Source organism: Xanthomonas sp. WHRI 7065 (assembly GCF_040203115.2).
GTDB lineage: Bacteria > Pseudomonadota > Gammaproteobacteria > Xanthomonadales > Xanthomonadaceae > Xanthomonas > Xanthomonas arboricola.
The window spans coordinates 1,285,603-1,297,244 of sequence record NZ_CP168194.1 but is presented as its reverse complement, the minus strand read 5'-3'; the positions used below and the strand labels follow the sequence as shown (position 1 = coordinate 1,297,244).

Sequence of the window (11,642 nt, the reverse complement as noted above, 5' to 3'; positions counted from 1 at the left end):
GCGGCGTTTTTGTTTATGCGATACGGCTGCTGGAACAGGCGCTGATGCGCTCGATCAAGCAACCAGGTCAGGGCGTGCCGAACCGTCCCAACGGCGCGCCGGCCAGCAGATGCAGATGGATATGGAACACCGTCTGGCCGGCATGCTCGCGGCAGTTCATCACGATGCGATAGCCGTCCTGCGCCAGCCCCTGCTCGCGTGCATACGACGCTGCAGCGAGTGCGAGCTTGCCCACCAACAGCGCCTGCTCCGGCGGCACGTCGTCCAGCGTGGGAATCGCGTGCTGCTTGGGAATGAACAGCACATGCACCGGCGCCTGCGGTGCGATGTCCTGAAAGCCCAGCACCTCGTCGTCTTCATAGACGATGTTGGCCGGGATTTCGCGACGAATGATCTTGCCGAAGATGGTGTCGGTCATGGGTGGGGAATCGGGAGTCGGGAGTGGGGAATCGCAAGAGCTTACCGCGCGCGCCACTGCTTTTCGCTTCTCCGATTGCCGATTCCCCAATCCCGATTCCCCGCCCTCAAAGCACCTCACCCCGGGTGCCAAAGGCATGCGACAAGGTGCCGCGATCGACGTATTCCAGCTCGCCGCCCAACGGCATGCCCTGCGCCAAACGGCTCGGGCGCACCGCATGCTGGCGGGCAAGCTGCGCCAGGTAATGCGCGGTCGCCTCGCCTTCCACGGTGGCATTGGTGGCGATGATCATTTCGGTGACCTCACCGGTGGCCAGACGCTCGCCGAGCCGATCCAGGCCCAGCTCGCGCGGGCCGATGCCGTCCAGCGGCGACAGCCGGCCCTGCAGGATGAAGTACAGCCCGCGGTAGCCGGTGGCATGTTCGATCGCCAGGCGATCGGCCGGCGATTCCACCACGCACAGCTGCTGCCGGTCGCGGCTGCTGCTGGCACAGATCGCGCAGATCTCCGCCTCGGTGAAGTCGCGGCATTGCACGCAATGGCCAACCTTTTCCACCGCATTGGCCAGCGCCGCAGCCAGGCGGCGCCCCCCCTCGCGCTCGCGTTCGAGCAGGTGGTAGGCCATGCGCTGGGCCGATTTCTGGCCCACACCCGGCAATACCCGGAAGGCCTCGATCAGTTGTTCGAGAAGAGAGGACATTGGGTCGGGAATCGGGAATCGGGATTGGGGAATCGCAGAAGCCAAGGACAACCTCGCTCTTACGATTCCCGATTCCCCACTCCCGATTCCCCGCCTCTCAGAACGGCAACTTCATGCCCGGCGGCAGCTGCATGCCGGCGGTGGCCGAGCCCATGCGGTCCTTGGATTCGGCGTCGATCTTGTTGGAGGCGTCGTTGAAGGCGGCGGCGATCAAGTCCTCGGCCATTTCCTGGTCGGAGAGGATGCTCGGGTCGATGCGGACCTTGCGGCACTCCTTGGCGCCGGTCAGCGTCACGCTGACCATGCCGCCGCCGGCAGTGCCGGTGACTTCCAGCTTGGCCAGTTCTTCCTGGGCGCGCTGCAGGTTTTCCTGCATTTTCTGCGCCTGCTGCATCAATTGGGCAATGTTCCCACGCATGTGTCGTTACTCGTCGTAAGGGCGGATGGAATCGGGGACGACCCGCGCGCCTTGCTGCTGAATCAGCTGCTGCACGTTCGGGTCGTTCATGAACGCTGTTTCGGCCGCGCTCTGGCGCTCGCCTTTCTGGCGACTGGCCCGCTCGTGCAGGGTCTCGACATCGGCGTTGCCGGTCTCGATGACGATGCGCGGCGTATTTCCCAACTCGGGCGCGAGTGCCTGCGCAAGGTTGGCGATGGAACGCTCGGAATTGAGGTATTCGAAGCCCGGTGCCAGCGCCAGGCGCAGCACGCCGTCGCGATGGCCGATGAAGGCGGCATTGGCGGCGAGCTGACGCGAGGGACCGTTCAAGCCGCTGCGGGTGACCAGATCCAGCCACTGCTCGGCGTCGGCGATATGGCCGTTGTCGAGCAGGGGCGACGGATCGGTTGCCGGTGCCGGTGCTGGTGCCAATATGGAGGGTGCGGCAACCGATGGCATCGACATCACCGCCGCTGCAGGCGCAGCTACCTCAGCCGCCACGGCAACTGCCACCGCCGCTTCGGGCGCGGCCGCAGCCGGCAACGCCGCATCGACTGCTGCGGGTGGCGCCATTGCCGCTTCAGGCGCCAGCACGGGCGTCGGCGCAGCGACGGGGGCAGCGTTGGCGCGCACCGGTGCATCGTCCATCGCCCAGGGCGGCGTGTCGTCGCTGCGCGCGGGAGCTGTCAATGGGCGGCTATCGGTCGATGCTTGCGCAGCGGGCAGCACCACGACAGGCGCGGGCGCAGCAGCGACCGGCGCCGGTGAGGCGACCGCAGCCACGGCAGCAGGCGCAGCCTCCAGGTCGGCCGGTTTCGCCACCGCCGCGGGTGCGGGTGCAGGCGCGGCTGCCACCGGTGCGGCGGCCTGCATGCCAGTTGCCGCAGAACACGCATGGCCGCCGGCACTGGCACCACGTCCATCATCACTGCCACCAGCCGGCACTGCCGCCGCTGGGCGGAAGGCCAGCATGCGCAGCACCGCCATCTCGAAACCGGCGCGCGGACTCGGCGCCAGATACAGATCGCGACGGCCGTTGAGCGCCATCTGGTACCACAGCTGCACCACTTCCGGCCGCAGCTGCGCGGCATAGGCGGTCGGGTCGATGCCATCGCCGACGAATGCCACCGACGGCACCAACTGCTGCACTTGGATGCGGTGCAAGGCCTCGGCCAGCGCCTCCAGCACGCCGCTCCAGTCGGGCGAGAACTCGGCCAGCGCGGCGACCACCTGCATCAGGCGCGCGCCATCGCCGTCGGCCAGCGACTGCAGCATCGCGCCGACCTGGGTGCGGTCGACCGTGCCGAGCATGGTGCGCACCACGTCCTCGCGCAGCGCGCCGCCGGCATAGGCAATGGCCTGGTCGAGCAGCGACAGGCCGTCGCGCAGCGAGCCGTCGGCGGCCTTGGACAGCTGCACGATCGCCGATGGATCCGATTCGATCTGCTCGGCGGCCAGGATCCGGGTCATCTGGCCCTGGATCTGGTCCTCGTCCAGCCGCTTGAGGTTGAACTGCAGGCAGCGCGACAGCACGGTCACCGGCAGCTTCTGCGGGTCGGTGGTGGCCAGCAGGAACTTCACATGCTCGGGCGGCTCTTCCAGCGTCTTCAGCAGCGCATTGAACGCGGCCTTGGAGAGCATGTGCACTTCGTCGATCAGATAGACCTTGAACTTGCCGCGCGAGGGCATGTACTGGGCGTTCTCGATCACCTCGCGCACATCGTCCACGCCGGTGTTGGACGCGGCGTCGATTTCCAGCAGGTCGATATAGCGGCCTGCGTCGATATCCAGGCAGGCCGGGCACTGGCCGCACGGATCGGCACTGGTGCCGGTCTCGCAGTTCAGCGATTTGGCGAAAATGCGCGCAATCGTGGTCTTACCCACGCCGCGGGTGCCGGTGAACAGGAATGCGTGGTGCACACGCCCACTGTCGAGCGCGTTACTGAGCGCGCGGACCACGTGTTCCTGGCCTACGAGTTCGGCAAAACGCTTCGGGCGCCACTTGCGGGCGAGAACAAGATAAGACATCGGGCAACCAGCTTCCTCTGAACCGATATTGTGCCATGGCGCGTCAAGTGGTTCGTTCAGCGGCCGTGGTGCCCACGGCGTTGCCACCCACCGGAGGACTGACAAACAGCGTCGGTGGCCGGCTAGACACCTGCGCTGGCGCCGTCATGCCGGACCGGCAGATCCTTTACCTTGTTAATGGCGCCCGCGGCGGCTAGAATCCCGCTCCTGCCGACGACCCGGTCGCACGGCAGGTACGGAGAGGTGTCCGAGTGGTTGAAGGAGCACGCCTGGAAAGTGTGTAAGCGTCTAAACCGCGCTTCGGGGGTTCGAATCCCCCTCTCTCCGCCAGTTTCATGATCCTGTAATGCGATTGCATGGATCCAGGGTCACACCAGTGACCCACGTCTTATGGTGGCCCCGTCGGTCCCTCGCGACGCTAGATCGAAAATCCCGCCAGGGCCGGAAGGCAGCAACGGTATCGATTGATGCGGGCGCCGAGGTCAACCGGCGGGGACACCACCCCAACCCAGACTGATGGCGCATCGACAGATGCCGCACGCACTCGGCGCGTAATGCAGACGGTGTGCAGCCGCCACTGCGACTCGGCACTTTGCGGCCATGCTCAAAGCTGGCCAGTGATTTGCACCGGCCGCGGCGATGGCTCGGAAATACGCGCAGCGTCGGGCGCTTTCCAGCGCGGTCAACCGGCGGGACACCAACTGATCTCTTGATGTTCCCGCAGCACATGACCCCCGAGCGCGTTACTGCGTCTGCGACTCCGGATGCAGCCAGCCCGCATCGCCTTCCAGGTAATGCTCGTGTTTCCAGATCGGCACGCGCGCCTTGACCTCGTCGATGATGAAGCGGCAAGCATCGAATGCGGCACCACGATGCGCCGCAATGACGCCGACCCATACCGCCATGTCGCCGATACGCAGCTCGCCCACGCGGTGCACGCAGTAGGCATTGACGATGGCAAACCGACCCATTGCCTCGTCGAGCACGCGCTGGCCTTCGGCCTGCGCCAGTGCGGCGTAGGCCTCATATCGCAGCCCAGCCACGCTGCGGCCCTCATTGTGATTGCGTACCCAGCCTTCGAAACTGGCGAATGCGCCGGCATGCGGGTGCTCCAGCGAAGCGCGCAAGCTGTCGATCGGCAAAGGCACGTCGGAAAGCGCAAAGAGGGCGGAAGTCTGCTCGCTCATGCTCAACCTCCCGATACCGGCGGAATAAACACGATTTCACTGCCATCGCGCACGCCGTCCTCCCAGCGCGCGAACGCGCCATCCACCGCCACGCGCAGCTGCGCCGGCGTCCAGCGCAGGCCATGGCGCGTATCGAGTTCGGCATATAGCGCGCGCAGGTCCTGCGCCTGCGATTGCACCTGCTCGCTGGCAATGCCCGCTGCCTCACGCAGGCTGGCGAAATACAGCACCGTCACTGTCGTGCTCATTGGTTTGCTCCGATATCGCGCTTGCCACCACGTTTGGACACCAGCCTGGTCGGGCCGATGCTCATGCTGTGCGACAACGCCTTGCACATGTCGTAGACCGTCAAAGCCGCCACGCTGGCGCCGGTGAGCGCTTCCATTTCCACACCGGTGCGATGCACGCAGCGCACCGTGCAATGGATGTCCAGCACCTGCCCGCCCGCCCAGTCGATCTCGAACCGGCAGGCATCGATCGGCAACGGATGGCAGAACGGAATCAACTCGTGCGTGCGTTTGACCGCCATGGTGCCGGCGATCACCGCGGTCTCCACGATGCCGCCCTTGGCGCTGCGCAAGCCGTTGGCGCGCAACTGTGCAGCAACGGCGGCCGGGAAACGCACCCGGCTTTGCGCGGTAGCGCTGCGCGCGGTGACCGCCTTGTCCGAGACATCCACCATCGTGGGCAGTCCGGAATCGTCCAGATGGGTCAGGCGTGCGGAACGGGATTTTGCAGGCATGGGAAACGACACGATGACAGGCGCTCAGGATGCGACATTCTCGGTGAACGGGGCGCCTGGATGGAACAGCAGTGCCTTACCCGCCGATCAGGAACATCTCCACCGGCTTGCCACGGCGCGGTGTCGATGCGCGCACCTCGCTGTAGCGGTCGCCACGTATGCTCCAGCGCGCACGCAGATGCTCGGACAATCCATGCTCGCCCTCGGCCAGGGCCGGCTTGAGGTCATGGCCCTGGCTGGCAAACAGGCAGGTGTACAACTGCCCGTCGGCCGACACGCGTGCGCGCTGGCAATCGCCGCAGAACGGCACGCTGACCGAACTGACAAAACCCACCTCGCCGGCGCCATCGGCAAATGCATGCCGCTGCGCCACTTCGCCGGTGTAACTGGCATCCAGCGGCAGTAATGGCCAGCGCGCGTGGATGCGCGCGTGCAGTTGCGCGGAGGTCACCACTGCATCGGCGGTCCAGCCGTTGCAGCTGCCCACATCCATGAACTCGATAAAGCGCAGCACGTGGCCGCTGCCACGGAAGTGCTCCACCAGGGGCAGCACCTGATCTTCGTTGACGCCACGCTGCACCACGCAGTTGATCTTCAGGCGCTGGAAGCCGGCCTGCTCGGCAGCGGCGATACCGGCCAGCACCTGCGCGATCTCGCCGCGGTTGCCGCTCATGCGCCTGAACAGCTCCGGATCCAGCGCGTCCATGCTCACCGTGATCCGGCGCAGCCCGGCCTGGCGCAGCGCCACCGCCTGACGGGCGAGCAAGGTGCCGTTGGTGGTCAGCGCCAGATCCTCGATGCCCTCGATCGTGGTCAGGCGCGCAATCAGGCTGGGCAGATCGCGACGCAACAGCGGCTCGCCACCGGTCAGGCGTACCTTGGTGACGCCGACCGAGACGAAGGCACGCACCAGCGTTTCCAGCTGATCGAAACTCAGGCGCTGCTGCGCATCGAATCCGTAGTCGTCGGGCACGCGATCGGCCGGCATGCAGTAACCGCAGCGGAAATTGCAGGCCTCGATGACCGACAGGCGCAGGTCGCGCAGCGGCCGGCCATAGCGGTCCTGCATCGGCGCGGCGGCCAGGTTCGGCAACAGCAGGGCGCCCATCAGGGCACCATGGCGGCAGTCGGCTCCGCCAGCGGCAGATGTTGACCAGGCACGGCCACGCGATGGCCGCGTGCGCGGAGCACGTCGCCGTCGGCGTCGCTGGCGTAGTGGTACAGCAGCATGCGGCTCAACAGGTCCTGCGGGTATTCCCGCTCCAAATCGTCCACCCCAGTATGCGACGGGTTGCCGTGAACGCCGCAGTCATGCGCGATGAGCTCGCTGTCATCGGCATAACGGGCCAGCATTTCCGGGATCGGCCGGGTGTCGCCGCTCCAGACCAGCGCCCCCTTCAGCCGCAGCCCGTAGGCGGTCTCCGGCCAGTGGTGGCGCGCCGGGAACACCTCCAGCCGCACCCCGTCGTGCCAGAACGCATCGCCGACCGGCACCAGCTGGAAGGCATCCCAGAAGTTCGCGCCGCCCTCGGCCAGCACGTTGGGGTAGTCGGCAATCCGCCGCTGCAGCAACGGCACCACCGGCGCCGGCACGTACAGGCGCGTGCGGCCGCGGCGTTGGGAGAAATAGCTGTCCACGAACAGCCGTTCCAGCCCGCCGACGTGGTCCAGGTGCACATGGGTAATGAAGACCGCCTGCGGCAGATGACCATACTGGGCCTGGTAGGCAGTCAGCCCTTCGCTGCCGCAATCGATGGTCAGCCACGGCGCGCCGGCGCGCTCGATGGTGGCCATCGGCGAACCGAGCGCCACCGCCGACGCATTGCCGACCCCTTGCACCCGCAACGCCCAATTCATCAGTAACCCCGGCCCCAGGCCAGTTCGTACGCGCGATGCAGGCGTTCGTAATCCTTGTCGACCTCTTCGCGGCTGCGGTTGCCGCGCAACTTCAGCAGCGAGCGATGCAGGCGCTTGAGATTGCGTTCGCGCCAGCGCGTGGCCGGAATGCGCAACACGCCGCGGTCGAAATCGATCAGCCAGCCATGCCCGCCGGCATCGAACAGGATGTTGTGCGCGTTGAGATCGGCATGATCCAGGCCGGCGCGATGAAAGCGCGCGATCAGCCGCCCGGTTTCTTCCCACGGCGCACCGCGCCCGGCGACCTGCGCATGATCGGCGAGCGAGCGCACGTTCTCCAGGCGCTCCATCAACAATGCAGCGCGATAGCTCAGCCCCTCGCGCAGATAACAGGCCGCCAACGGGCGCGGCACCGGCAACTTGCGCCTGAGCAGTTCGCGCATCAGCCGGAACTCGGCAAAGCTGCGCGTGCGCCCGGCGCCTTTCCACAGATAGTGATCGCGGCTCACGCGCGCGGCCATGCCGCCGCGCAGGTACTGCCGCAACACGCTGTGACCGAACGGCGCATCCACGAACCACGCCCCACCCCGCCCGCCTTCATCGACCGGCCGTGCCCTGTCGCCCCAGCGTTGCGGCGAAAACAGCCCGGCATCGGCTTGCCGCAGCCGTTCGCGGTCGAACAGAATGGCGCCATAGCCGCGGCCTTCGCGGTACGGCGCCAGCGCTTCAGTGGCGTCGAAAGAAACCATCTATCGAGTCTAACAACACCATGGCTTCTACGCCCGCCTCGTTATGCCTGCTGCGCCTGTCCGCCCTGGGTGACGTCACCCATGTGGTGCCGCTGGTGCGCACCCTGCAGGCGGGATTTCCGGCAAGCCAGCTGCATTGGATCATCGACAAGGCCGGGCTGAAATTGCTCGACGGCCTGCCTGGCGTGCAGTTCCATGCCTACGACAAGCGCACCGGCGTGGCCGGCATGCGCGCGCTACGCCGCTCGCTGGCGCCATTGGGTCGCTTCGATGCGCTGCTGCAGATGCAGGTGGCCTTGCGCGCCAACGTGCTGTCGGCCTTCGTACCGGCGCGGCGGCGGATCGGCTATGACCGCAGCCGTTCCAAGGATCTGCACGGCCTGTTCGTCAACGAGCGCATCGCCGACCGCCCCGGCATCCACGTACTCGACGCCATCGGCAGCTTCGCGCAGCCACTCGGCCTGACCCAGACCCAGGTGCGCTGGGACTTGCCGGTCCCCGACGAGGCGCATCGCTGGGCACGCGCACAATGGGACGACGATGGTCGCCCGGTGCTGATGATTTCGCCGTGCTCCAGCCACGCACGCCGCAACTGGTATCCCGACCGCCATGCCGCGCTGGCCGACCATGCCGCAGCGCAAGGCTGGCGGGTCGTGCTGTGCGGTGGCCGCAGCGAGCTGGAACGCAGCACCGCCGATGCCATCGTCGCGGCCGCGCGCACGCCGGTGCTGGACCTAGTCGGCAAGGACACGCTCAAACAACTTCCCGCCCTGCTCGCCCGCGCCGATCTGGTGGTCACCCCCGATTCCGGACCGATGCACATCGCCAATGCGATGGGCACCAAGGTGCTCGGCCTGCATGCGGCCAGCAATCCGCTGCGCAGCGGCCCGTATTCGGATGTGCGCTACTGCGTGGATCGTTATGACGCAGCCGCCCGCAAATACCTGGGCAAGCCGGCCGACCAGCTGAAATGGGGCACCAAGATCGAGTTCGACCAGGTGATGGCGCTGATCACCGTGGACGATGCGATCGCCGCATTCGAGCGTTATCGCAGCGATCATCCGCGCTGAGAATCGGCGTCGGATCGTCGCTCGAACAGGCGTTCAATCGCGGCGCAGCTGCGCGCTGCGCCGCGGTGCAGACGCCCACAACAGCCAGGAAACAAGAGCCAAACACTGCCGACTTACGCGCGCGGCAGCCAATCACCGCGGTGCCGGCCGACTCGAAGTGTGGCGGCGCACCAGAAAGCGCCGCCCACCCACCGACCGCCACGTGTATCGGTTACGCAGACCTGCAGTCAGCGGCTCTCAGACACCGGTAGCGCGGTAGTCCTGATACGATTTCTCTTCCACGTACGACGAACCCAGCGCCAGGTTGATCTCTTTCTTGATGCGCGCGCGTTCGTCGTTTTCGATATAGACGCTGCGCGCCAGCTGCACGAAGCCGTCGTCAAAGGTCTGCGCCTGTTCCTTGAGCCGGATGTCGTCCTCGATCACCCATAGCCGCTCGTTGACGGCCTTGAGCGCGGCACGCAGACGCACGATGTCGTGGCCGGCGGCCGGATGCGCCATCCAGCTGGTCTCCAGCGCGGACAGCTCGCTGCGCACGTTGGCCAGCTTGACGGGGTCGCTCATGCGCTCGGACTTGATCTGCAGGATCGCGATCTTGTCGAGCAGTTCACCAAAGGACACGGGCACCAGGATCTCGGACATGACAGGCCTCCAACGGATATCGGGCGGATTGTAGCCAGCGCAGCAGCGCGCGGCGGCGACACACAAACAAAAGCCCCCTTGCGGGGGCTGATGCGAATCTGGCGGAGAGGGGGGGATTCACTCGGCACTCCGTGCCTTCGCCCTGCGGGCGGCTTCGCCGTGCAGACAGCGCTGCTGTCTGTCGAACCCGGGGCTTCTCACCCCCCAATGCCGCCGGCGAAACTCACGCGGCACTGGCCCAACTACTCGCCTCAATCTGGCGGAGAGGGGGGGATTCGAACCCCCGAGGCGCTATAAACGCCTGCCTGATTTCGAGTCAGGTACATTCAACCGCTCTGCCACCTCTCCAGATGGTCCCCAGTGTCCCGGGGCCGTGCATCATACGGGCACCGGCGCCCAGCCACAAGCGGCCCGGGCCGGCATCGCCGGCACGATCGAAGGTCCGGGCGTGAACCCGCCCTGCGGCACCGGCGATAGGCGTGTTGCTGCGGGCCGGCCGCGCCGCGATGATGGTCACGCACCTCCTCCATTGGCGACCCGCCCCCATGCTCGAATTCGGACACCTTACCCATGTCGGCCTGCGCCGTGACCTCAACGAGGACACGTACTACGGCGACAGCGAGCTGGGGCTGTGGCTGGTGGCCGATGGCATGGGCGGGCATGCCTGCGGCGAAGTGGCCAGCGCCCTGGCGCGCGAAACCATCGTGCGCGAGGTGCGCGCCGGCACCCCGCTGGCCCAGGCGGTACGCATCGCCGACGAAGAGATCATCAAGACCTCGCGCCGCTGCAACGACACCTTGCCGATGGGCACCACCGTCGTCGCTGCGCGCGTACTGGGCCAGCGCTTCGAAGTGGCCTGGGTCGGCGACAGCCGCGCATATCTTTGGCGCGACGGCCGGCTGGCGCAGCTGAGCCAGGACCATAGCTATGTGCAGGAACTGATCGCCCAGGGCACGCTAACCAGCGAGCAGGCGCGCGCGCATCCGCATCGCAACGTGGTGACCCAGGCGCTGGGCGTCACCGATCCGGTCCACCTCAATGTCGCCACCATGCAGGGCGAGCTCAAATCCGGCATGCAGCTGCTGCTGTGCAGCGACGGCCTCACCGAAGAAGTCGACGATGCCGCGATCGCCGCGACCCTGTCGCAAGCCGATTGCAGCGCACAGGAATGTGTCGAATGCCTGGTCGCCGCCGCACTCGATGGCGGCGGCTCGGACAACATCACCGCGATATTGGTGCGCAGCTACTAAAAGCCGCCGACAAGACCTAGCGAACGCCCGCTGGCGGTCAGCGCAGAATTTCGTTGGCCGCATATGGTTGGATGCAAACAACCGCTTGGTCGGTCGAGGGCGCGATGTCCTCACTGCCTGCGGGTCACGCCATAAATCTAGCCCTAAGGACTCGCTGGCAGCATCCAGGCCGCCAAGGATCCCGGAACCGTCGAGAGCAGTGCACCAGAGCGTGAGTCGGCTACCTGCTTGAACACCATGCACACCGACCATCTCGCTTGGTCCTTGCCCGCCCACCGTCGCGGGACCTTACGCGGCATGGATGCCGCGTAAGAGCCTACACGGACGTACTTGCGGCGTGTCCTGCGATGGTGGGCGGGCAAGGGCCCTGCAGCCAGGCCGCAGATCACCGGCCTGCAGCGAAAAGCAACATCATCCCGCTCCGCACTAGACCAGAGAGACATCGCTTTGTTGGCAGAGCCAAGCACGGGCATTGAACCCGCACGGCAGCCATCATGTGCGCACTACTCGCGCCCAGAACCGCCAGGCTTCAGCGGCGCACTGCGCCCCACCACATCGCC

General features: G+C 66.4%; 13 protein-coding genes, 2 tRNA genes and 1 other RNA gene. 4 read left to right on the top strand and 12 right to left on the bottom strand.

The window, feature by feature from the left end; genetic code table 11:
• Positions 1-67: 67 nt before the first annotated feature.
• The 4 genes from ABQY64_RS05665 to dnaX all read right to left on the bottom strand — a co-directional run bounded on the left by ABQY64_RS05665 (position 68) and on the right by dnaX (position 3,585).
• Positions 68-418, bottom strand: coding sequence for a histidine triad nucleotide-binding protein (locus ABQY64_RS05665; RefSeq protein ID WP_006448425.1), 351 nt, complete (start codon positions 416-418; stop codon positions 68-70).
• A 106-nt stretch (positions 419-524) separates the two neighbouring features.
• Positions 525-1,118 (bottom strand): recombination mediator RecR, encoded by a 594-nt coding sequence (gene recR / locus ABQY64_RS05660; protein ID WP_115510458.1) that lies wholly within the window; start codon positions 1,116-1,118, stop codon positions 525-527.
• A 97-nt stretch (positions 1,119-1,215) separates the two neighbouring features.
• On the bottom strand, positions 1,216-1,536 hold the full coding sequence (locus ABQY64_RS05655; protein WP_005913896.1) for a YbaB/EbfC family nucleoid-associated protein: 321 nt from the start codon (positions 1,534-1,536) through the stop codon (positions 1,216-1,218).
• 6 nt (positions 1,537-1,542) lie between these two features.
• Positions 1,543-3,585: a DNA polymerase III subunit gamma/tau gene (gene dnaX / locus ABQY64_RS05650; RefSeq protein ID WP_349779237.1), complete on the bottom strand. Its 2,043-nt coding sequence runs from the start codon at positions 3,583-3,585 to the stop codon at positions 1,543-1,545.
• Positions 3,586-3,822: 237 nt separating this feature from the next.
• Between dnaX and ABQY64_RS05645 the strand changes: the two genes are divergently transcribed.
• Positions 3,823-3,915, top strand: a tRNA-Ser gene (locus tag ABQY64_RS05645).
• A 69-nt stretch (positions 3,916-3,984) separates the two neighbouring features.
• Positions 3,985-4,081, top strand: an RNA gene (gene ffs, locus ABQY64_RS05640) — signal recognition particle sRNA small type.
• A 247-nt stretch (positions 4,082-4,328) separates the two neighbouring features.
• Here ffs and ABQY64_RS05635 read toward each other — a convergent pair.
• The 6 genes from ABQY64_RS05635 to ABQY64_RS05610 all read right to left on the bottom strand — a co-directional run bounded on the left by ABQY64_RS05635 (position 4,329) and on the right by ABQY64_RS05610 (position 8,120).
• The gene (locus ABQY64_RS05635) at positions 4,329-4,778 is read right to left on the bottom strand and encodes a molybdenum cofactor biosynthesis protein MoaE (RefSeq protein WP_349779238.1); all 450 of its coding nucleotides are present in this window, start codon (positions 4,776-4,778) and stop codon (positions 4,329-4,331) included.
• Positions 4,775-5,020, bottom strand: coding sequence for a MoaD/ThiS family protein (locus tag ABQY64_RS05630; protein WP_024938437.1), 246 nt, complete (start codon positions 5,018-5,020; stop codon positions 4,775-4,777). The genes ABQY64_RS05635 and ABQY64_RS05630 overlap by 4 nt, the downstream gene beginning before the upstream one ends.
• Positions 5,017-5,514 carry a cyclic pyranopterin monophosphate synthase MoaC gene (gene moaC / locus ABQY64_RS05625; RefSeq protein WP_349779239.1) on the bottom strand — a complete coding sequence of 166 codons (498 nt, stop codon included), beginning with the start codon at positions 5,512-5,514 and terminating at the stop codon, positions 5,017-5,019. Before moaC ends, ABQY64_RS05630 begins: the two co-directional genes overlap by 4 nt.
• 76 nt (positions 5,515-5,590) lie before the next feature.
• On the bottom strand, positions 5,591-6,622 hold the full coding sequence (gene moaA / locus ABQY64_RS05620; RefSeq protein ID WP_349779240.1) for a GTP 3',8-cyclase MoaA: 1,032 nt from the start codon (positions 6,620-6,622) through the stop codon (positions 5,591-5,593).
• Positions 6,622-7,371 (bottom strand): MBL fold metallo-hydrolase, encoded by a 750-nt coding sequence (locus ABQY64_RS05615; protein WP_016902535.1) that lies wholly within the window; start codon positions 7,369-7,371, stop codon positions 6,622-6,624. The genes moaA and ABQY64_RS05615 overlap by 1 nt, the downstream gene beginning before the upstream one ends.
• Positions 7,371-8,120 carry a 3-deoxy-D-manno-octulosonic acid kinase gene (locus ABQY64_RS05610; RefSeq protein ID WP_053054149.1) on the bottom strand — a complete coding sequence of 250 codons (750 nt, stop codon included), beginning with the start codon at positions 8,118-8,120 and terminating at the stop codon, positions 7,371-7,373. The genes ABQY64_RS05615 and ABQY64_RS05610 overlap by 1 nt, the downstream gene beginning before the upstream one ends.
• Positions 8,121-8,140: 20 nt before the next feature.
• Here ABQY64_RS05610 and ABQY64_RS05605 point away from each other — a divergent pair, with 20 nt between their 5' ends.
• The gene (locus tag ABQY64_RS05605; protein ID WP_065047609.1) at positions 8,141-9,190 is read left to right on the top strand and encodes a glycosyltransferase family 9 protein; all 1,050 of its coding nucleotides are present in this window, start codon (positions 8,141-8,143) and stop codon (positions 9,188-9,190) included.
• Between the two features lie 237 nt (positions 9,191-9,427).
• On the opposite strand, the gene ABQY64_RS05600 is transcribed toward ABQY64_RS05605, so the two are convergent.
• Both ABQY64_RS05600 and ABQY64_RS05595 read right to left on the bottom strand, forming a co-directional pair.
• The gene (locus ABQY64_RS05600) at positions 9,428-9,832 is read right to left on the bottom strand and encodes a DUF6165 family protein (RefSeq protein ID WP_104600945.1); all 405 of its coding nucleotides are present in this window, start codon (positions 9,830-9,832) and stop codon (positions 9,428-9,430) included.
• Positions 9,833-10,089: 257 nt separating this feature from the next.
• Positions 10,090-10,180, bottom strand: a tRNA-Ser gene (locus ABQY64_RS05595).
• Between the two features lie 197 nt (positions 10,181-10,377).
• Between ABQY64_RS05595 and ABQY64_RS05590 the strand changes: the two genes are divergently transcribed.
• Positions 10,378-11,082 carry a PP2C family serine/threonine-protein phosphatase gene (locus tag ABQY64_RS05590; RefSeq protein ID WP_024938430.1) on the top strand — a complete coding sequence of 235 codons (705 nt, stop codon included), beginning with the start codon at positions 10,378-10,380 and terminating at the stop codon, positions 11,080-11,082.
• Positions 11,083-11,642 lie beyond the last annotated feature (560 nt).